Origin of the sequence: Rhizobium sp. S152, assembly GCF_030380735.1 — a bacterium.
Classification (GTDB): Bacteria; Pseudomonadota; Alphaproteobacteria; order Rhizobiales; family Rhizobiaceae; genus Rhizobium.
Genome location: NZ_JAUDRZ010000030.1, coordinates 335,822 through 357,192 on the forward strand (window position 1 = coordinate 335,822; position 21,371 = coordinate 357,192).

The window sequence follows — 21,371 nt, forward strand, 5'->3', positions numbered from 1 at the left end:
CGGAATTGAAATGCCGGGTGAGGCTGCGTAGCGCGCGTCGCCCGGTCAACATGCACCGAAGCTTCGCCGGAAACGGATATGGAGCTTCATTCGGGCAGGGAAACTCCCGGCTGCCCGGGGGAAGATGAAGAAGGCACCAACATGGGTCTGCAGGCTCTATTTTTCTATATTTTCGCCTTCGTCGCGGTTGCGTCGGCGTTCATGGTCATCTGGTCGAAGAATCCGGTTCACTCGGTTCTCTTCCTGATCCTGGTATTCTTCAACGCGGCGGGCCTGTTCCTTCTGCTTGGCGCTGAATTCCTGGCGATGATCCTGCTCGTCGTTTATGTCGGAGCCGTGGCGGTTCTCTTCCTCTTTGTGGTCATGATGCTCGACATCGACTTCACCGAACTAAGGTCCGGCGTCCTCGAATACGCGCCGATAGGCGCGTTGATCGGGTTGATCCTGGCGGCCGAGCTGATCATCGTCGTTGGCGGCACGGTTATTTCGCCGGAGATCGCAAAGACGGTTGCCATGCCGATCCCGGCTATCACGGAACGCACGAACACCGCCGCCCTCGGCGACGTGCTCTACACCAATTACGTCTACTTCTTCGAAATCGCCGCCCTGGTGCTTCTCGTCGCAATGATCGGTGCGATCGTGCTGACACTGAAGCATCGGACCACCGTAAAGCGGCAGAACATCGCAGACCAGGTTGCCCGCAACCCGAAGACCGCCGTCGAGGTGATCTCGGTGAAGCCGGGGCAGGGTCTCTGAGGCAGGCGCGAGCTTAAGGAAACAACACAATGGTCATCGGACTTTCCCATTACCTGACGGTCAGCGCCATCCTCTTCACGCTCGGCGTCTTCGGTATCTTCCTCAACCGGAAGAACATCATCGTCATCCTGATGTCGATCGAGCTCATTTTGCTCGCCGTCAACATCAACATGGTCGCCTTCTCGTCGTTCCTCAACGACATCGTCGGCCAGGTCTTTGCATTGTTCATTCTGACCGTCGCTGCTGCTGAAGCGGCCATCGGTCTCGCAATTCTCGTCGTCTTCTACCGCAACCGCGGCTCCATCGCCGTGGAAGACGTCAATATGATGAAGGGCTGATAAGGCTATGTTTTTATATAAGGCTATCGTCTTTCTTCCCCTGATTGGCGCGATCATTGCAGGCCTTTTCGGCCGCGCGATCGGCGCCAAGGCATCGGAATTCGTCACCACCGGCCTGATGATCATCGCCGCGCTGCTGTCGTGGTACGTTTTCATCACCGTCGGCATGGGCCATGTCGAAGGCGGCCCGATCAAGGTCGAAGTCCTGCGCTGGATCCAGTCCGGCGGCATCGACGCCTCCTGGTCGCTGCGGATCGACACGCTGACCTCGGTCATGCTCATCGTCGTCAACTCGGTTTCGACGCTCGTCCATCTCTATTCGATCGGGTACATGCATCATGACCCGCATCGTCCGCGCTTCTTTGCCTACCTGTCGCTCTTCACCTTCGCGATGTTGATGCTGATCACCTCCGACAACCTCGCCCAGATGTTCTTCGGCTGGGAAGGCGTGGGTCTGGCGTCCTACCTGCTCATCGGTTTCTGGTTCAAGAAGCCTTCGGCGAACGCTGCCGCCATGAAGGCCTTCATCGTCAACCGCGTTGGCGACTTCGGCTTCATCCTCGGCATCGCCAGCGTTTTCGTTCTCTTCGGCGCGATCAACTTCGACACCATCTTCGCCAATGCCGCGAGCTTCGCGCATGAAGGTGGAGAGGGCGGCGAAGTGGTTCTGAACCTCTTCGGCATGCAGCTCGACAAGGCTCACGCCCTGACCGGCGCCTGCCTGCTGCTCTTCATGGGCGCGATGGGTAAGTCGGCGCAGTTCCTGCTGCACACCTGGCTGCCGGACGCCATGGAAGGCCCGACGCCTGTGTCGGCGCTCATCCATGCCGCGACCATGGTTACGGCAGGCGTCTTCCTTGTCGCCCGCATGTCGCCGCTGTTCGAACTGTCTCCGGATGCGCTGACCGTCGTTACGATCATCGGTGCGATCACCGCCTTCTTCGCGGCGACCGTCGGCCTCGTGCAGAACGACATCAAGCGCGTCATCGCCTATTCGACCTGTTCGCAGCTCGGCTACATGTTCGTGGCACTCGGCGTCGGCGCCTATGGCGCGGCCATCTTCCACCTCTTCACCCACGCCTTCTTCAAGGCACTGCTCTTCCTTTGCGCCGGCTCGGTCATCCACGCCGTCGATGGCGAGCAGGACATGCGTCACATGGGTGGTCTGCGTCCGCACATCAAGGTTACCTTCCTGATGATGCTGATCGGCACGCTCGCCATCACCGGCGTCGGCATTCCGTTCACGCCGTTCGGCTTCGCCGGCTTCTTCTCGAAGGACGTGATCATCGAGGCAACCTACGCATCGCATTCGCCGGTCGCGGGCTTCGCCTTCGCCATGCTGGTTATCGCGGCTCTGTTCACGAGCTTCTATTCCTGGCGCCTGATGTTCCTCACCTTCTTTAACAAGCCGCGCGCTTCGCACGAGGTCATGCACCACGTGCACGAATCGCCGCAGGTCATGCTGATCCCGCTCTATCTGCTGGCGATCGGCGCGGTCTTCGCGGGCTGGTTCTTCGAAGGGCACTTCTACGGCGAGGAATATGCCGAGTTCTGGAAGGGCGCGCTCTTCACCTCGGAGCACAACGAGCTGGTCCACGAGTTCCATCACGTTCCGGCTTGGGTTGCCCTCAGCCCGTTCATCGCCATGGTCGTCGGTTTCGTGACCGCCTGGTACATGTACATCAAGTCGCCATCGACGCCGGCGGTGCTCGCACGCCAGCATCGGGTGCTCTACCAGTTCCTCTTGAACAAGTGGTACTTCGACGAGCTCTACGACTTCCTCTTCGTCCGCTCGGCAAAGGCCCTTGGCCGCTTCCTGTGGAAGAAGGGTGACGTCGGCGTCATCGACACCTACGGCCCGAACGGCATTGCCGCCCGCGTCGTCGATGTCACCAACCGCGTCGTGCGCCTGCAGAGCGGTTACCTCTATCACTACGCGTTTGCCATGCTGATCGGCGTTGCAGCGCTCGTTACCTGGATGATGCTCGGGAGTGCCCTCTGATGACCGATTGGCCTATTCTTTCCACGGTCACCTTCCTGCCGTTCGTCGGCGTGGTGCTCCTGCTATTGATGAATGAGAACGGCCCGAACGGCCGCCGCAACGTCCTCAACATCTCGTTGGCCACGACCGTGGTGACCTTCATCGTTTCGCTGTTCATCTGGATCGGTTTCGACAACGCGAACCCGGGTTTCCAGATGATCGAGAAGCATGGCTGGCTCGGCACGGGCATCAGCTATCACCTCGGCGTCGACGGCATCTCCATGCTGTTCGTCATCCTCTCGACCTTCCTCATGCCCTTCTGCGTGCTGGCCAGCTGGTTCGCCGTCGAGAAGCGCCTGAAGGAATACATGATCGCCTTCCTGGTGCTGGAAGTGATGATGGTTGGCGTCTTCGTGTCGCTCGATATCGTTCTCTTCTACGTGTTCTTCGAAGCCGGCCTGATCCCGATGTTCCTGATCATCGGCGTCTGGGGTGGCAAGGATCGCGTCTACGCCAGCTACAAGTTCTTCCTCTACACGCTGCTCGGCTCCGTGCTGATGCTGCTCGCCATCATGGCCATGTACTGGCAGGCAGGCACGACCGATATCTCGGCGCTGCTCGCCTACAAGTTCCCGCCGCAGCTGCAGACTTGGCTATGGCTTGCCTTCTTCGCGTCCTTCGCGGTGAAGATGCCGATGTGGCCGGTTCACACCTGGCTTCCCGACGCGCACGTTCAGGCGCCGACGGCAGGCTCTGTCATCCTGGCGGGCGTGCTCCTGAAGCTCGGCGGCTACGGCCTCATCCGTTTCTCGCTCGGCATGTTCCCGGTTGCGTCCGATTTCTTCGCGCCGCTGGTCTTCGCGCTGTCGGTCATCGCCATCATCTACACCTCGCTGGTGGCGCTGATGCAGGACGACATCAAGAAGCTGATCGCCTACTCGTCCGTTGCCCACATGGGTTACGTGACCATGGGTATCTTCGCGGCCAACGCTCAAGGGTTGCAGGGTTCGATCTTCCAGATGCTGTCGCACGGCATCGTCTCCGGCGCGCTCTTCCTCTGCGTCGGCGTTGTCTACGACCGCACCCATACCCGCGAGATCGCGGCCTATGGCGGTCTGGTCAACAACATGCCGAAATATGCGGTTGCGATGATGGTCTTCACCATGGCGAACGTCGGCCTTCCCGGCACGTCGGGCTTCATCGGTGAATTCCTGACGCTGATCGGTGTCTTCCGCGTCAACAGCTGGGTCGCGCTCTTCGCCGCCACCGGTGTCATCCTGTCGGCGGCCTACGCGCTCTGGCTCTATCGCCGCGTGATTTTCGGCGCGCTGGAAAAGGAAAAGCTCAAGGCTCTCCTGGACCTTTCGCCGCGTGAGCAGCTGATCCTTTATCCGCTGATCGCTCTGACAATCTTCTTCGGCGTCTATCCGGCTCCGGTATTCGACGTGACCGCAGCGTCCGTCGACCAGCTGGTGAATAGCTATTCGGCCGCGGTGCAGGCAGCGCATGATGTTGCGCTGTCTATGAAATGATGACGGGACTTTTGTGATATGACCTCTGAAACAATTCTCGCAAGCCTGCATCTTTCCATCCCGGAACTGATCCTCGCGGTCGGTTCCCTGGTGCTGCTGATGATCGGCGTCTTCGCCGGCGAGCGCTCCGGCCGCATGGTGAGCATTCTCGCCATGCTCGTGCTGGCGGCAGCGGCTCTCTGGCTCGTCTTCGTGCCGAGCGAAGGCCTCGCTTACGGTGGCGTCTTCCTTTCGGACGGCTTCGGCCGCTTCATGAAGGTAACGGCACTGGTCGGCTCGGTCGTGGCGCTTTTCATGTCGCTCGGTCTCGCCAAGGAGAACCAGCTCGACAAGTTCGAGTTCCCTGTTCTGATCGTGCTCTGCACGCTCGGTATCCTGCTGATGATCTCTGCCAACGACCTGATCTCGCTCTACCTAGGCCTCGAGCTGCAGTCGCTCGCGATCTACGTCATTGCCGCGATCAATCGCGATAGCGTCAAGTCGACGGAAGCAGGCCTGAAGTACTTCGTGCTCGGCGCGCTGTCGTCAGGCATGTTGCTCTACGGCATGTCGCTGGTCTACGGGTTCACTGGTCACACGCACTTCGCCGATATCGCCCAGGCACTGTCGGTCGAAGGCACCCGTTCGCTTGGCCTGATCTTCGGCCTCGTCTTCATCCTCGCCGGCATTGCCTTCAAAATCTCGGCGGTCCCGTTCCACATGTGGACACCCGACGTTTACGAGGGTGCACCGACCCCGGTTACCGCATTCCTGGCCAGTGCCCCGAAGATCGCGGCCATGGCCATGATGACGCGTATCGTCATCACCGCCTTCCAGCCGGTCATGGCCGACTGGCAGCAGGTCGTGGTCTTCATTTCGATCGCCTCGATGCTGCTCGGCTCCTTCGCCGCGATCGGCCAGCGCAACATCAAGCGACTGATGGCCTACTCGTCGATCGGTCACATGGGCTACGCGCTCGTCGGTCTTGCGGCCGGCAACCAGACCGGCGTTTCCGGCGTCATGCTCTACATGGTCATCTACATGACCATGACGCTCGGCGGCTTTGCGATCATCATGTCGATGCGCCGCAAGGACGGCACCGTCGTCGAGAACGTCAGCGATCTCGCCGGCCTCTCCACCACCAATCCGTTCATGGCGACCATCTTCACGATCCTGATGTTCTCGCTGGCCGGCATCCCGCCGCTGGCAGGCTTCTTCGCGAAGTACTTCGTCTTCGTCGCCGCCATCGAAGCCAAGCTCTATGCGCTTGCTATCATCGGTATCCTCTCCTCGGTCGTTGGCGCCTTTTACTACCTGCGCGTCATCAAGCTGATGTGGTTCGATGAAGCAACCGGCGAGTTTGCCCGCGTATCGGGTTCGCTTCGCCTTGTCTTCGGCGTTTCCGGCCTGCTGGTTCTCGCCTATGTGTTCGTCGGCGGCCCGATCGGCGGCGCGGCTGAACTTGCTGCGGCGACCCTGTTCTGATGAGTTCCGGCGCGCGGCGCCTGCTATCGCTCGACGATATCAGGCACGAGGCTCTGTCGGAGACATCGTCCACCAATAGCGAATGCCTTGCCCGGGCCCGGGCAGGGGACCGCGGGCTCCTCTGGATCACCGCGACAAGGCAGACCGGCGGCCGCGGCCGTCGGGGACGCCCCTGGGTTTCCGAAGCCGGCAATCTCTACGCTTCGCTTCTCCTGATCGATCCGGCTCCCATGGAGCGGCTTGGCTCACTTCCGCTGGCTATCGCGGTCGCCGTTCATCAGGCGATCAGGCAGGTCCTGCCGGCGGGCGCGGAGGCGCTCGAGGTGAAGTGGCCGAACGATATCCTCATTGGACGCAAGAAGACCTGCGGGATACTGGTCGAGGGCGAGATGTTGCCGGACGGGCGTCACGCGCTTGTTATCGGCATCGGCGTCAACATCGCGTCGAAGCCCGACAATCCGCTCTACCCGGTCACCTGCCTCAGCGAGCAGGGCAGCGCCGCTTCTCCGGAAGAGTTGTTCGCGCATCTGTTCAAGGCAATGGCCGAAGCCTTGTGCGACTGGGATCGCGGTCGCGGCATTCGCGAAATCACCGCCCGCTGGCGCGAGGTCGCGTGCGGCATCGGTGAAAAAATCACGGTCAATCTACCCGACCGGTCGATTTCCGGCCACTTCGCCGGAATTGATGATAATGGCCTGTTGATGCTCGATACGGGGGCAGGCAGGATGATGACGATTGCCGCTGGCGACGTCTTCTTTGGATGATTGGAAAAACGAAGACTATGGCGAAGCAGGACGAACTGGTATTTTTGCCTTTGGGCGGTGTTGGCGAGATCGGTATGAACCTCGCCCTCTACGGCTATGGCCCGCCCGCCCATCGCCAGTGGATCATGGTCGACGCCGGCGTCACGTTCCCGGGACCTGACCTGCCCGGCGTCGATCTGGTGCTTCCCGATATCCGGTTCCTTGCCAAGGAACGCAAGAACCTCAAAGCCATCTTCATCACACACGCACATGAAGATCACTATGGAGCGCTTTCCGATCTGTGGCCGGGCCTCAACGTTCCGGTCTATGCATCAGCCTTCACCGCCGGCCTTCTGGAAGCCAAGCGCAATTACGAGAAGGCGACAATCGGTGAAATTCCGATCACTCCATTCACTGCGGGAACCGTGGTCAATGTCGGCCCCTTCAGCGTCGAGGGCGTAGCCGTCAATCACTCCATTCCCGAGCCGATGTCTCTGATGATCCGCACGCCTTTGGGCAACGTGATCCATACCGGCGACTGGAAGATCGATCATGAGCCGTCGCTCGGCCCTTTGACCGACGAAACTCGCTTCCGCCAACTCGGCGACGAAGGTGTGCTCGCTCTCATGTGCGATTCCACGAACGCGCTTCGCGACGGTGTCTCGCCTTCGGAAAAGGATGTGTCTGCAAGTCTGCGCAAGATCATCGAGAATGCCGAGGGCCGCGTCGCCGTCACCACCTTTTCATCGAATGTCGGCCGTATCCGCACTGTCGCCGAAGCAGCCGAAGCTGCTGGCCGCGAAGTACTCCTGCTCGGCAGTTCGCTGAAGCGGGTCGTCAACGTTTCCCGCGATCTCGGCCTGCTCGATGGCATCAAGCCGTTCATCGCTGAAGAGGAATATGGCTACATCCCGCGCGAGAATGTTGTGGTGATCCTGACCGGCAGCCAGGGTGAGCCGCGTGCCGCACTCGCCAAGCTGTCGCGTGACGAGATGCGCAACGTCGCGCTCGCCGCTGGCGACACGGTAGTGTTTTCCTCGCGCGCCATTCCCGGCAATGAAAAGGCGATCGGCGACATCAAGAATGGCCTTGTCGAGCAGGGTATTCACATCATCACCGACACCGAAGCGCTGGTTCACGTTTCCGGGCATCCGCGCCGCAACGAACTGCAGAAGATGTACGAGCTGACGCGGCCGAAGATCCTCGTTCCCGTTCACGGCGAGGCGACGCATCTGACCGCGCACAAGGAATTGGGTGAGCAGTCGGGTATCGCCACCGTGCCGCGTGTGCGCAACGGAGATATACTGCGGCTCGCGCCAGGTCCGGTCGAGGTGGTTGGCGAAGCGCCGCACGGCCGCATATTCAAGGACGGTAGCCTGATAGGCGATTTCGACGAGATGGGTATCGGCGAGCGCAAGAAGCTTTCCTATGTCGGTCACGTCGCCCTGAACGTCGTCATCGACGGTCGCTTCGACATCGTCGGCGAGCCCGACATGGTGGCCATTGGCCTTCCTGTCTACGACGACGAAGGCGAGGAGTTCGAGGACACGCTATATGACGCAGCACTCAGCGCCTTCGAGAGCATCCCGCGCGCCCGGCGCAAGGATCTCCATCTGCTGCAGGAATCGATGCGCCGCGCGGTTCGCTCCACCGCCAACCAGATCTGGGGGAAGAAGCCGCTGGTGACTGTCTTCGTCACGAAAGTCTGATCCGATGCTTGGGCGCGTCAATCATATCGCCATTGCCGTGCCCGACCTAGCAAGCGCAGTCGCGGCCTACCGCGACACGCTCGGCGCCGACGTTTCCGCGCCGCAGTCCCTGCCGGAACATGGCGTCACCGTTGTCTTCGTCGAGCTGCCGAACACCAAGGTGGAACTTCTGGAGCCGCTCGGCGCGGATTCCCCGATCGCCGCTTTCCTGGAGAAGAGTCCGTCCGGCGGCATGCACCATATCTGCTACGAGGTCGCCGATATCATCACGGCGCGCGACCGGCTGATATCGGCCGGCGCCCGGGTGCTCGGTAATGGTGAGCCGAAGATCGGCGCCCACGGCAAGCCGGTGCTTTTCCTCCACCCCAAGGATTTTTTCGGCACGCTGATAGAGCTTGAACAGGTCTGATCGGCTGCGGCAGAGTGACCCAATCGTGAACGATTTTGCGATTGATGCCAGACGCGCTTTGAGTTGATCACCGTTCCGCTTTATAAGCACCTCACGGCGGTCGTGCCGACATTCAGCGGGACATCACATGCTGCAATCATTTCTCCAGGGCTTCGCCGTCTACTTCATCATATGGTGGATGACGCTCTTCGCCGTGCTTCCCGTTGGTCTGCGGACGCAGGCGGAAGACAACGACGTCGTTCTCGGCACGGTTCCAAGCGCCCCCACGCGCTTCCGCGCTGTGTTCGTCTTCTCGATGACGACGCTGGTCGCGGCATTGATCTATGGCGCTTGGTACATCTGTTCGACCTATTTCGGTTGGGGCTTCGACGCTTTGCCTAAGATTGGCCCGAGTTTCACAAACTAAAAGTGCTTTTGCTCAAGCTTTGGGCATATGCGTTTAGACAGCGTCACATGCTTGTTACACGTGTGAGGCATGAGCTGCTCTAACGGAATGCAAGCTCGACGTAACGGCAGGTCGATCAGTATTTCGAAGGGGTAGGGCGTAGAAAAGCCAAAAAAAAACAAGGCTAAAAGCCTTGTTTTAAGTATCGCGTGATCCTTAACCGTTGCCGGGGCTGCGACTAGCGCGCCTAAGATCTGATCCTCCCAAGACTTGACCGCGAATTAGCAGGAATTTGAACTCCCTGCCTGTTTTGTGGGCTAAAGCTAGCCCAAAGAATGGGCTTTGTCATCAGATTTTTTTGCATTTTTGCTACACTCTAGCAATTTTTTTCTGTTGATAAGGATTTCGCTCAAGCCGTTATAAAGACGCGTTTTTCGCACTCCCGCCATCTTGCTGCCGAGAAGTTGGCTCTAGGGAAGGGTGGTTGCGCCGCGCGTGGGTTTCCTTCCTGCCGCGAAGCGGCTATGAACGCACACCATTCAACGATAGCCTTCGATTCCGCTCAATGCGGCGTCTCAACTGCTGTGGAATCCGCCATGCGCCTGTCCCGCTACTTTCTGCCCATCCTGAAGGAAAATCCCAAGGAGGCTGAAATTGTCTCCCACCGGTTGATGCTGCGATCAGGCATGATCCGCCAGCAGTCGCAGGGGATCTATTCCTGGCTGCCGCTGGGCAAGCGCGTGCTGGACAAGGTAAACAATATCATCCGCGAAGAGCAGAACCGCTCCGGCGCGATCGAGCTGTCGATGCCTACGCTGCAATCGGCCGAACTCTGGCAGGAAAGCGGCCGCTACGACGCCTACGGCAAGGAGATGCTGCGCATCAAGGACCGCCAGGACCGTCCCATGCTGTACGGTCCGACGAACGAGGAAATGGTCACGGATATCTTCCGGTCCTACGTGAAGTCCTACAAGGATTTGCCGCTCAATCTCTATCACATTCAGCTGAAGTTCCGTGACGAGATCCGTCCGCGCTTCGGCACCATGCGCTCGCGCGAATTCTTGATGAAGGATGCCTATTCCTTCGATCTGACCAAGGAAGACGCGGTCCATTCCTATAACAAGATGTTCGCGGCCTACCTGCGCACCTTCGATCGGCTCGGCCTGCGCGCCATTCCGATGCGCGCCGATACCGGCCCGATCGGCGGCAACCACAGCCACGAGTTCATCATCCTCGCCGACACCGGTGAATCGGAAGTGTTCTCTCACCGTGATTTCGTGAACTTCGACATTCCTGCCGCCGATATCGATTTTGATGACGTCGCCGGCATGCAGGCGATTTTCGACAAGTGGACGTCGGTCTACGCCGCTACGTCTGAGATGCACGACGAGACCGCATTTGACGCCATTCCCGAGAGCGAGCGCCTTTCGGCCCGCGGCATCGAGGTCGGCCACATCTTCTACTTCGGCACCAAGTATTCCGAGCCGATGGGCGCGAAGGTACAGGGACCCGATGGTAAGGAACACCATGTTCACATGGGTTCCTACGGTATCGGCCCGACCCGCCTTGTTCCCGCCATCATCGAAGCATCGCATGACGAGAACGGAATCATCTGGCCGGCGTCCGTCGCGCCGTTCGATGCGATCGTGATCAACATGAAGGCCGGCGACGCGGCTTGCGACGCCGCCTGCGAAAAGATCTACGCGGCGTTGTCGAAAGCCGGGAAGGACGTGCTCTATGACGATACCGACGATCGCGCCGGAACGAAGTTCGCGACCGCCGATCTGATCGGCGTTCCCGTGCAGATCATCGCCGGCCCGCGCGCGGTCGCGAACGGCGAAGTGGAAGTCAAGGATCGCAAGACTGGCGCACGCGAAACGATGACCATCGACGCGGCGATCAACAAGCTCCTGGGTTGAGCGAAAAGGGAGGCAAAATGGCAGACGCAGCGGTGAGCCAGCGGGGTTCCAAATCCGGCTCGGCTCCGTCCAGCCGGCCATTTTCCGCCTTCGAGCGCCTTGTGGCGTGGCGCTATCTGCGTGCCCGCCGCAAGGAAGCGTTCATCTCGGTGATCGCCGGCTTCTCCTTCATCGGCATCATGCTCGGCGTCGCGACGCTGATCATCGTCATGGCGGTGATGAACGGGTTCCGCACGGAGCTGATCTCGCGCATCCTCGGCATCAACGGCCACATGATCGTGCAACCGATCGATGGTCCCTTTACAGACTACGCGGCGCTGACCGATCGCCTTGCCAAGGTGCAAGGCGTCAAGATCGCACTGCCGCTGGTCGAGGGACAGACGCTTGCCTCGGGGCAGGGCGGCGCCGGAACCGGTGCGCTGGTGCGTGGTATCCGCGCCGAGGATCTAGACAAGGTCAAGACAGTCTCCGGCAACATCAAGTCCGGCGATCTCGTCGGCTTTGCCGCCGGGCAGGGCGTTCTCATCGGCTCGCGAATGGCCGAACAGCTCGGATTGCAGGCGGGCGACAATATCACCCTGATATCACCGGAGGGTGACGTGACCCCGATGGGCGTCAATCCTCGCGTCAAATCCTACAAGGTCTCGGGTATCTTCGAGATCGGCATGTCTGAATATGACGCGACCATCATCTACATGCCGCTCGAGGAAGCCCAGCTCTACTTCAACGCAGAGGGGCTGGTGCAATCGATCGAGCTCTTCGTCGACAATCCCGACAATATCGACGAGTTGCGCCCCAAGGTGGAGGAGGCCGCAGGCCGTCAGATCGCCATCACCGACTGGCGTCAGCGCAACCAGACCTTCTTTTCGGCGCTGCAGGTCGAGCGCAATGTCATGTTCATGATCCTGACGCTGATCGTCCTCGTTGCAGCGCTCAATATCATCTCCGGCCTGATCATGCTGGTGAAGGACAAGGGCAGCGATATCGCCATCCTTAGAACCATGGGGGCGAGCTCCGGCGCGATCATGCGCATCTTCTTCATGACGGGGGCCGCCATCGGCATCGTCGGAACGCTCGCCGGTGTGCTCCTTGGCGTCATCGTCTGCATCAACATCGAGAAGATCCGCGAGTTCTTCTCCTGGCTGTCGGGCACGGTGCTGTTTGATCCGCAGCTGTATTTCCTCAGCCAGCTGCCGGCAAAGATGGAGCTCGGCGAGACGATCTCCGTCGTCGTCATGGCGCTGACGCTCTCCTTCATCGCAACGATCTTCCCCGCATGGCGCGCTTCCAAGCTCGATCCCGTGCAGGCCCTGCGCTACGAATAAGGAATGCTCATTTCATGAAGCGGAATACCGTTCTCAAGCTTTCCGGCGTCGAGCGCCAGTACGGGCAGGGCGAGACCCTGCTCTCCATACTCAAGGGCGCCGACTTCACGCTGAACAGCGGCGAAATCGTCGCGCTCGTCGCGCCATCTGGCACCGGCAAGTCGACGCTTCTGCACGTCGCCGGTCTTCTGGAGCATCCAGATGGTGGCGAAGTGTCGATCAACGGCGTGCCATGCGACGGCCTCTCCGATGACAAGCGCACCGCCATCCGCCGCGGCGAGATCGGCTTCGTCTACCAGTTCCATCACCTGCTGCCCGAGTTCTCGGCGATCGAGAACATCATGATGCCGCAGATGATTTCAGGCCTTCCTGGCAAGGAGGCCAAGGAGCGCGCCGGCCAACTGCTCGATTACATGCGCATTGGCCACCGCGGCGCCCATCGCCCCGGCGAACTCTCCGGCGGCGAGCAGCAGCGCGTGGCGATCGCCCGCGCCGTTGCCAATGCGCCGAGCCTGCTTCTCGCCGACGAGCCGACCGGCAACCTCGATCCGGAAACCGCGAGCTACGTGTTCGACGCGCTGGAGGCGCTGGTGCGCCAGTCAGGCCTAGCAGCGCTGATCGCCACCCACAATCACGACCTCGCCGCTCGCATGGATCGCCGGGTCACGATCGCCGACGGCAAGATCGTCGACTTCTAAGATTTCAGGGTCGGATTGATAACGCTTTAGTTGCCGCAGATCGATTGTCCGGTTTCGTCCTTCCAGTCGGCAATCGTGATCGTCCGTGCCTCGGCCTTCACATCCTTGCCGTCCCGTTGCAGCTTGCCGGTGAGTGCGTTGTAGTCGCACGAGCCGCCGGCATCCGGATCAAGCGTATCGTAGTGGGTGTAGGTGTAACCGGCGACGACGAACTGGTTGTTCCGGTAGGCAAGCGTCAGTGTCTGCTCCCAGCGGTCGCGGCCGATCGCGCTGTTCTGCGAATGAATGGCGATCGAGCTCTTTCCTGCTGCCTTGATCGACGGCTCCTGGCCGTAAATCCCTTCAGCCACCGTCGTTCCCCAGATCTTGCCGGGCGCGCTGGTCGCGAGCCGCAGCAGGTCGTGGTCATCCCTCAGATAGATATAGACGCCGAGCTGATCGTCGGCGGCCTCACCGGGAGCCTCGGCGAGCAGCGCCAGGTCGGGCTTGCCGTCGCCGTTCCAGTCGCCGATGGCAGCATCGACGATGCGCGACACGCCGATCTCATCGGCGTGAGCGGTAAACGCCGACAATAACGCAAGTCCGGCCGTTAGGACAAATTTAATCATGCTCGTCTCCGTTCGGTCTCAAGCCAGAAGAGCGGAAAAGAATCCTGTTGACAATAGAACAAGAGAGGAACAAATTGGAAACATAAGAGCACAGGAGAGCCAAATGACTGACATGATCCGTGACGTCGCAGCATTCACCTCCATCGCGATGTTCATTGCCAGCTTCTCGCTGATCTGCATGGCAATGTAAGAAACCAGGGGACCGCATGGCTGCCACGCGCTCCCTCCACAGGACTTCTTCTGGACATCCCCGCCCTCAACGTCGACAATACGCCCGATTCATTTGGGCGATCGGAAGGGAATGTCATGGCGGGTGCCGAAAAGGGTGAAACCGAAGGTTTCATTGGCGGAACGCCTGGCTTCGTTCATCTGCGTGTGCACTCGGCCTATTCGTTGCTCGAGGGCGCGCTGCCTCTGAAGAAGATCCTCTACAAGGCATCGGGTGACAGCCAGCCGGCTGTCGCCATTACCGATACGAACAATCTCTTCGTCGCCCTCGAATTCGCCCAGAAGGCGATGGACGAGGGTCTGCAGCCGATCATCGGCTGCCAGGTTTCCATCGATATGGAAGACGGCCTTGAGACAGACAGACGCGGCGGCCAGCAGGCCCTCGTGAAGTTTCCGTCGCTCGTGCTCCTGTCGGCCACCGATGCCGGCTATGAGCGCCTGGTGGACCTCGTCAGTCGCGCTTATCTGGGCGGCGAGGGAAGTGGCCACGGCGTTCATATTCGCGCCTCCTGGCTCGACGAGATCGGCACCGAGGGACTGATCGCACTGACCGGTGCCTCGACCGGGCCCATCGACATGGCCTTGAGGGACGGCAACCGAGCACAGGCCGAGGTGCGGCTTCTCGCGTTGAAGCAACGCTTCGGAGACCGGCTCTATGTCGAGCTCCAGCGCCAGGGCACCTACGACAGGCGACACGAGCAGAAGGTCATCGGCCTTGCCTACGAGCACGACCTGCCGCTGGTTGCAACCAACGAGGCATTCTTCCCGACCCGCGACGACTACGATGCGCACGATGCGCTGATGGCCGTCGCGCACAATGCCATCGTCTCCGACGACAGCCGCTTCCGCCTGACGCCGGATCACTACCTGAAGAGCCGCGCCGAGATGGTGAAGCTGTTCGCTGATCTGCCCGAGGCGCTCGACAATACCGTCGAGATCGCCCGTCGCTGCTCCTTCGTGCTGAAGACTCGCAAGCCGATCCTGCCGCGCTTCACCGGCGCCACGGATGACCCCGAGGTGGCCGAGCGCGAGGAGGCTTTGGAGCTCCGCCGCCAAGCGGAGGAGGGGCTCGACATGCGCCTCGCAACGCTCGGCATGTCGGCGGGCTACGAGGAGAAGGATTACCGCGAGCGGCTGGAGTTCGAGCTCAGCGTCATCGAGCGCATGAAGTTCCCCGGCTACTTCCTGATCGTTGCCGACTTCATCAAATGGGCGAAGCAGCACGACATCCCCGTTGGTCCCGGCCGCGGATCGGGTGCGGGCTCACTGGTCGCCTATGCGCTGACGATCACCGACGTCGACCCACTGCGCTTCTCGCTGCTCTTCGAACGCTTCCTCAACCCGGAACGCGTCTCGATGCCCGACTTCGACATCGACTTCTGCCAGGATCGCCGCGAAGAGGTGATCCGCTACGTGCAGCGCAAGTACGGCCGCGAGCAGGTGGCGCAGATCATCACCTTCGGTTCGCTGCAAGCCCGCGCGGCACTGCGCGATGTCGGTCGCGTGCTTGAAATGCCCTATGGTCAGGTCGACAAGATCTGCAAGCTGGTGCCGAACAACCCAGCCAACCCGACGCCGCTGTCGAAGGCTATCGAGGAAGAGCCGAAGCTGCAGGAGGAGGCCGACAAGGAGCCCGTCGTCGCCCGCCTGCTCGATATCGCGCAGAAGATCGAAGGTCTTTACCGTCACGCCTCGACCCACGCCGCCGGTATCGTCATCGGCGACCGCCCGCTGTCGAAGCTGGTGCCGATGTACCGCGATCCGCGCTCCGACATGCCGGTCACGCAGTTCAACATGAAGTGGGTCGAGCAGGCCGGCCTCGTGAAGTTCGACTTCCTCGGCCTGAAGACGCTGACGACGCTGAAGGTCGCCGTCGATTTCTGCAGGAAGCGCGGCATCGAGGTCGATCTGGCCTCCATCCCGCTCGACGACAAGCTGACCTACGAAATGCTGTCGCGCGGCGAGACCGTCGGCGTGTTCCAGGTGGAAAGTGCGGGTATGCGCAAGGCGCTGATCGGCATGCGGCCGGACTGCATCGAGGACATCATCGCGCTCGTGGCTCTCTACCGCCCGGGCCCGATGGAAAACATCCCGACCTACAATGCCCGCAAGCACGGCGAGGAAGAGATCGAGTCTATCCATCCGACCATCGATTATCTGCTGAAGGAAACCCAGGGCGTTATCGTCTACCAGGAACAGGTCATGCAGATCGCCCAGGTGCTCTCGGGCTATTCGCTCGGTGAAGCCGACCTGTTGCGCCGTGCCATGGGTAAGAAGATCAAGGCGGAGATGGACCAGCAGCGCGAGCGCTTCGTGGTCGGCGCCGTCAAGAACGGCGTGTCGAAACCTCAGGCCGACAACATCTTCGAACTGCTGGCCAAGTTCGCCAATTACGGCTTCAACAAGTCGCACGCCGCCGCCTACGCGATCGTCTCCTACCAGACCGCCTACATGAAGGCGCATTACCCGGTCGAGTTCCTCGCCGCCTCGATGACGCTCGATATGGCGAACACCGAAAAGGTCAACGACTTCCGCCAGGACGCCAAGCGACTGGACATCGAGGTCATCGCGCCCTCGGTGCAGACCTCGTTCCGCCACTTCCAGACGGGCGAGAGCCGCATTTATTACGCATTGGCCGCGCTCAAGGGCGTTGGCGAATCGGCCGTCGATCACATCGTCGAGGTTCGCGGGGATACGCCCTTTGCCAGCCTCGAGGATTTCTGCCTGCGCATCGATCCGAAGCAGGTAAACCGCCGCGTCCTGGAAAGCCTGATCTTCGCCGGCGCCTTCGATTGCTTCAGTCTCGATCGCGCCCAGTTGTCGGCTGGCCTCGACCGCGTTCTCGGATATGCGCAGCGCGCGCAGGAAAACAAGCTGAGCGGTCAGTCCGATATATTCGGCGGCGCGCTGTCATCGGGCCCGGAAAAGATTTCGCTGCCGACGTTTGCGCCGTGGCTCCCTTCCGAGCGATTGCTCAAGGAGTTCCAGGTTCTTGGCTTCTACCTCACGGCCCATCCGCTCGACAGCTATGATGCCGTATTGCAAAAGATGCGTGTCCAGACCTTCGCTGATTTTTCCGCGGGGGTGAAACAGGGCGCCACCAATGCGCGTCTGGCCGGCACGGTGATCTCCAAGCAGGAGCGCAAGACCCGCACCGGCAACAAGATGGGCATCATCGTCTTCTCCGATTCGTCGGGCCAGTTCGAAGCCGTCCTCTTCTCCGAGATGCTCAATCAGTATCGCGACATGCTGGAATCGGGAAAGTCCTTCGTCATCACGGCCACCGGCGAGGAGCGGCCCGAGGGAATCGGCCTTCGCATCCAGACGATCCAATCGCTGGAGGAGAAGTCGCTGCAAATGCAGAAGGCGCTGCGCGTCTATGTCCGCGATTCCGGCCCCTTGCGCGCCGTGGCGGCCCACCTGAACGCCAGGGGTGACGGTCTCGTCTCGTTCATCGTCATCAAGGAGGACGGCAAGCGCGAAATCGAGGTCGAGCTTTCGAACAAATACCGGATCACGCCCGAGATCGCCGCCGCCATGCGCGCGGCACCCGGTGTCGTGGATGTCGAGTTGGTCTGACGATCAACCGCGGGTGAGCGTGATGAAATCGGTACCCTTGCCGGTTTCAGGACCCAGGCCGGTGTCGGTGATCGTCAACGTCGAGCCCGGCGTCAGCATCGCGTCGATCCGCTGCCGCGTCTCCTCCGGTATACTTATCCGGCTAAGTGCATTGGTGATCGGCGTGCCTGAAATGATCGAGCTTTCCTGGCTGCCGATGCCCAGCCGCTTCATCGCCTGGCGCGACAGATTCTGCGCCAGCGTTACGCCGAGCCATTCGGCCGAACCGTCGGCATAGTTCACGCTATGGGCCGTGAAGAAGTGAGTGCCGAGCGCCAGCCCCGGGTTGTCGATTGTCACAGGCGCCTCGAAAACCGGATTGAATCCCTGTCGCACCATGATCACGCCATTCGGCGGCTCGCCCTTGCCAGCGGCTCGGTAGACGGCCTTGATCAGGCTGTCACTGATGAGTGATGTGCCGCTGCCCGGGGGCAGCGGGTGCTGCGTCTTGAAGTCGTTGATCGCCTGAACCGTCGCCGGGCCGAGATAGCCGTCGGCGTTGCCGACGTAGAAGCCAAGCTCGCTGAGATAGCTCTGGATGTCGACGATAGCCTCGCGCTGCGTGCGGCGGGTGATCAGCATGCGCACTGGCTGATCGTTGTCCGGCTCGATGATCGGCTGCGTTTGCAGTCGGGGCATCGCGGCCTCGTTCATGGCGACCTGCACCGGTTCCTGGCCGATCGCCGGCCGAAGCTCGGCGTCGGACAACAGCGGCGCGGAGGCCGGCGCATGCGGGCTGAAGAGCGCCGGATGTTCGATCGGAACAGGGGTGAGTTCCGCGTCGGTGATGACAACAGGAACGCCCATCCCGGTCATCTTGTAGAGTTGCTTGGCGAATGCCGCAGGCATCCGCACGCAGCCATGCGACGCCGGATAACGCGGCACCGAGTTCGATTCATGAAGCGCGATGCCCGACCACGTTAGCCGCTGCATGAACGGCATCGGGGCCGCCGAATAGAGGTTGGACTCGTGATACTTCTGCTTCTCGATCACCGAGAAGATCCCGCTCGGCGTCGTGTGGCCGGTTTTTCCCGTCGAAACCTTCGAGGTCGCGACCACCTCCGCACCGTCATAGACGACCAGCGATTGCTTGTCCTTGGAGACGAAGATCTGCAGCGCGCGGGCATCCGCGGCAAGCGCAGGGTGCACGAGTGCGGTGGCCGACAGCAAGCCGAGGCCGAAGACGAGACGCGAGAACATTTTAGCCACCAGAAACGCAATACAAGAAGGCCAGCCTAGTGGGCGAAGTTTAAGGAAAACTTGAAATGCCGGGATGAGGCAGGCTCACATATCAGTGATCGCGTTTGCCCCCGAAGGTATAGCCGGTCTGCACCGTGCCCTTGCCGAACTTGTCCCGCAGCTTGTCCATCGCCGCTTCCGCCGCTGCGCGCCTTCCGGATTGCACGTCGATCAGATCAGGGGGGTCGGCCCTCGCAGGATCGCAGAGGTCCGTCACGCCGATGCCGATCAGCCGAAATTTCGTCCCGTCCGTCTCGCGCTCCAGAAGGTCTAGACCGGTGCGGAAAATCCTGTCGGCGAGTTGCGTCGGATCCTCCAGCTTCCTGTTGCGGGTGCGGGTTTTGAAGTCCGCGCTCTTCATCTTCAGGACGACGGTATGGCCGGCAATCTCATCCTTCTTGAGCTTCCACGATACCTTTTCCGAGAGGTTGCGAAGGATCGGCACGAGCTCTTCGTATCGGCTGATATCGTCGAAGAAGGTGGTTTCCGCCGAGACGCTCTTCGCCGCCTCGTTCAGGTGCACTTCGCGGTCATCGATCCCGCGCGACAGGCGCGCCAGCCGCTGGCCCATGCTGCCGTAGCGGCGCATCAGGTCCGTTTCCTCCATCGTCTGGAGTTGCCCGATGGTGCGGATGCCGTCGGCTTCGAGCGTTGCCGCAAACGCCTTGCCCACACCCCAGATCGTTGTCACCGGCCGGGGAGCAAGAAAGGATACGGCTTCCTCCTGTCCGATGACGGAGAAGCCGCGCGGTTTCTGCAGGTCCGAGGCGACCTTGGCGAGGAACTTGCAGTACGAAAGCCCGACGGAGACGGTGATCCCAAGTTCCTTCTCCACCCGCCGCGCAAACTTGGCGAGCGTCCGCGCCGGTGGATCGTTGTGCAGCCGGGTCGTCCCCTCGAGCTCGAGAAAGGCCTCGTCGATCGACAGCGGCTGGACCAGCGGCGTCAGCTCCTGCATCAGCGCCCGCACCTCGCGCCCGACCTTGGCGTATTTCTCCATGTTGGGGCTGATCACTACCGCCTGCGGGCAGGCCTCCAGCGCCTTGAACATCGGCATCGCCGAGCGGACGCCGTGGATGCGGGCGATATAGCAGGCGGTCGAGACAACCCCGCGTTTGCCGCCGCCGATGATGACCGGCTTGTCGGCAAGCTCCGGGTTGTCACGCTTCTCCACCGACGCATAGAAGGCATCGCAATCGATATGCGCCAGCGTCAGCTCGTAGAGCTCTTTATGTCTCACCAAGCGCGGGCTGCCGCAGGCGGCGCAACGACGCGTTTCCGCCATCTGCTCGGCAAGGCAGTCGCGACAGAAGCCGGGCGTCTTGTCAGGTGAGGCGATCATCGTGAGAACAAATATTGAACATCGCGACAATACGCCCTAACTTCGCGAGTCTCAAGACCGGATGCGAGATGGCCGCGACATATCCCCGGCGCTGGCTCTAGCTCTGAGAAGCCGCGGCCGGCGTCGCGGCAAAGTGCCGGCGCAGCAATGCCTCGGCATGCGGCCAATCGGAGGCCTGCAGGATGGCGCCGATTGGGGGCGGTGCGAAAGGCCTGAAGTCGGCATTGGCGATCATGTTGAGCAGCAGGCAGTCCGGAACATGATCGGCCACCGAAAGGAGATTGCGTTGTATATCGTCGATAAATGCAACGGGCAGGCCTCTCCGGTCGTGCAGCCTGGCGACGATCGGACCTTTGGGCTCTTCGGAGGCGATCATGTCGAAGTGCAGGTCGAAGCGATCCAGAAGTCTGCGGCGCACGCCCTGATGACGCGGCGGCATGGCCGTCAGGAACACGATGTCGGCATCGGCAGACAGGGCGTGCAACGTCTCGACCGCGCGCTCCGCCGGCTTCTGCCACAGGTCCTGCGTCTCGAAGAACATGTCGTGAAAGGCCTTGAACTGCTCCCTGTCCATTTCGCGGCCATCGAGCCGGGACACGATGTTGCCGTGGAGGCGGAAGGAACGAGGCAGAAGATCGTATTCGTGCGATCGCAGGAAGTCGGTGAGCGGCGTCAGGAATTCCAGCACCACCTCGTCGATATCGCAGACGATCAGCGGCCGGTCTCCGAGACGGATCTGCCTGGGATCGGTCGCCACCTCCATGCTCAGTACTCCCCGGAACCGAGCCCGGGCGGCGAAAAATGCAGCCAGGCGGCGTTCAGCGTCTCCGGCGGTGTGCCGGTCGCCTCGCAAAAGGCAAGCGCCGTCGGCTCATGGTTCATGAGGAAATCCATCATGCCGGAGAGAAAGCCCGGATCGTTGAAAACGTTTCGCACCTGCGCGGGCTCGACACCCGTCAAAGCCAGGAAGCGTCCGAACAGATCGGGATCGTTCGCGAGCCAGCCGAGAACGGCGATGGCTGTTTGCTGCGGGTCGGCAGCGTTTACCTTGGAGGTCTTGAAGTTGCTTTGCATTTC

General features: G+C 61.0%; 18 protein-coding genes. 13 read left to right on the top strand and 5 right to left on the bottom strand.

Annotation, left to right across the window (positions count from 1 at the left end):
* The first annotated feature begins 141 nt into the window (after positions 1–141).
* From QTL95_RS26370 to QTL95_RS26425, 12 genes are all read left to right on the top strand, one after another.
* Positions 142–756, top strand: a complete 615-nt coding sequence (locus QTL95_RS26370; RefSeq protein WP_289723175.1) for an NADH-quinone oxidoreductase subunit J — start codon at positions 142–144, stop codon at positions 754–756.
* Between the two features lie 29 nt (positions 757–785).
* A complete protein-coding gene (gene nuoK, locus QTL95_RS26375) occupies positions 786–1,094 on the top strand; it encodes an NADH-quinone oxidoreductase subunit NuoK (RefSeq protein ID WP_018900202.1) in 309 nt (102 codons plus the stop codon).
* Positions 1,095–1,101: 7 nt separating this feature from the next.
* On the top strand, positions 1,102–3,096 hold the full coding sequence (gene nuoL, locus QTL95_RS26380) for an NADH-quinone oxidoreductase subunit L (RefSeq protein ID WP_289722799.1): 1,995 nt from the start codon (positions 1,102–1,104) through the stop codon (positions 3,094–3,096).
* Entirely contained in the window at positions 3,096–4,607 is a 1,512-nt protein-coding gene (locus QTL95_RS26385; RefSeq protein WP_289722800.1) for an NADH-quinone oxidoreductase subunit M, read from the top strand. Before nuoL ends, QTL95_RS26385 begins: the two co-directional genes overlap by 1 nt.
* A gap of 18 nt (positions 4,608–4,625) precedes the next feature.
* Positions 4,626–6,071: an NADH-quinone oxidoreductase subunit NuoN gene (gene nuoN / locus QTL95_RS26390; RefSeq protein WP_289722801.1), complete on the top strand. Its 1,446-nt coding sequence runs from the start codon at positions 4,626–4,628 to the stop codon at positions 6,069–6,071.
* Positions 6,071–6,835, top strand: a complete 765-nt coding sequence (locus QTL95_RS26395; protein WP_289722802.1) for a biotin--[acetyl-CoA-carboxylase] ligase — start codon at positions 6,071–6,073, stop codon at positions 6,833–6,835. The genes nuoN and QTL95_RS26395 overlap by 1 nt, the downstream gene beginning before the upstream one ends.
* 17 nt (positions 6,836–6,852) lie before the next feature.
* Positions 6,853–8,523, top strand: a complete 1,671-nt coding sequence (locus QTL95_RS26400) for a ribonuclease J (protein WP_289722803.1) — start codon at positions 6,853–6,855, stop codon at positions 8,521–8,523.
* A 4-nt stretch (positions 8,524–8,527) separates the two neighbouring features.
* Complete coding sequence (gene mce, locus QTL95_RS26405; protein WP_289722804.1) at positions 8,528–8,932, top strand: methylmalonyl-CoA epimerase; 405 nt, start codon at positions 8,528–8,530, stop codon at positions 8,930–8,932.
* A 127-nt stretch (positions 8,933–9,059) separates the two neighbouring features.
* Positions 9,060–9,338 (top strand): DUF1467 family protein, encoded by a 279-nt coding sequence (locus QTL95_RS26410; RefSeq protein ID WP_289722805.1) that lies wholly within the window; start codon positions 9,060–9,062, stop codon positions 9,336–9,338.
* Positions 9,339–9,913: 575 nt separating this feature from the next.
* The gene (gene proS, locus QTL95_RS26415; protein WP_289722806.1) at positions 9,914–11,236 is read left to right on the top strand and encodes a proline--tRNA ligase; all 1,323 of its coding nucleotides are present in this window, start codon (positions 9,914–9,916) and stop codon (positions 11,234–11,236) included.
* A 17-nt stretch (positions 11,237–11,253) separates the two neighbouring features.
* A complete protein-coding gene (locus QTL95_RS26420) occupies positions 11,254–12,561 on the top strand; it encodes a lipoprotein-releasing ABC transporter permease subunit (protein ID WP_289722807.1) in 1,308 nt (435 codons plus the stop codon).
* 14 nt (positions 12,562–12,575) lie between these two features.
* Positions 12,576–13,259 (top strand): ABC transporter ATP-binding protein, encoded by a 684-nt coding sequence (locus tag QTL95_RS26425; protein ID WP_289722808.1) that lies wholly within the window; start codon positions 12,576–12,578, stop codon positions 13,257–13,259.
* 26 nt (positions 13,260–13,285) lie between these two features.
* Here QTL95_RS26425 and QTL95_RS26430 read toward each other — a convergent pair whose 3' ends face one another.
* Complete coding sequence (locus QTL95_RS26430) at positions 13,286–13,867, bottom strand: hypothetical protein (RefSeq protein WP_289722809.1); 582 nt, start codon at positions 13,865–13,867, stop codon at positions 13,286–13,288.
* Between the two features lie 306 nt (positions 13,868–14,173).
* On the opposite strand from QTL95_RS26430, the gene dnaE reads away from it, so the two are divergent.
* Complete coding sequence (dnaE, locus tag QTL95_RS26435) at positions 14,174–17,674, top strand: DNA polymerase III subunit alpha (protein ID WP_289722810.1); 3,501 nt, start codon at positions 14,174–14,176, stop codon at positions 17,672–17,674.
* 3 nt (positions 17,675–17,677) lie between these two features.
* Here dnaE and QTL95_RS26440 read toward each other — a convergent pair whose 3' ends face one another.
* The 4 genes from QTL95_RS26440 to QTL95_RS26455 all read right to left on the bottom strand — a co-directional run bounded on the left by QTL95_RS26440 (position 17,678) and on the right by QTL95_RS26455 (position 21,368).
* The gene (locus QTL95_RS26440) at positions 17,678–18,913 is read right to left on the bottom strand and encodes a L,D-transpeptidase family protein (RefSeq protein ID WP_289722811.1); all 1,236 of its coding nucleotides are present in this window, start codon (positions 18,911–18,913) and stop codon (positions 17,678–17,680) included.
* Between the two features lie 91 nt (positions 18,914–19,004).
* Complete coding sequence (locus QTL95_RS26445; RefSeq protein WP_289722812.1) at positions 19,005–20,294, bottom strand: DNA polymerase IV; 1,290 nt, start codon at positions 20,292–20,294, stop codon at positions 19,005–19,007.
* A gap of 97 nt (positions 20,295–20,391) precedes the next feature.
* Complete coding sequence (locus tag QTL95_RS26450; RefSeq protein ID WP_289722813.1) at positions 20,392–21,057, bottom strand: hypothetical protein; 666 nt, start codon at positions 21,055–21,057, stop codon at positions 20,392–20,394.
* Positions 21,058–21,059: 2 nt separating this feature from the next.
* On the bottom strand, positions 21,060–21,368 hold the full coding sequence (locus QTL95_RS26455) for a DUF3572 domain-containing protein (RefSeq protein ID WP_289722814.1): 309 nt from the start codon (positions 21,366–21,368) through the stop codon (positions 21,060–21,062).
* Positions 21,369–21,371: the final 3 nt, after the last annotated feature.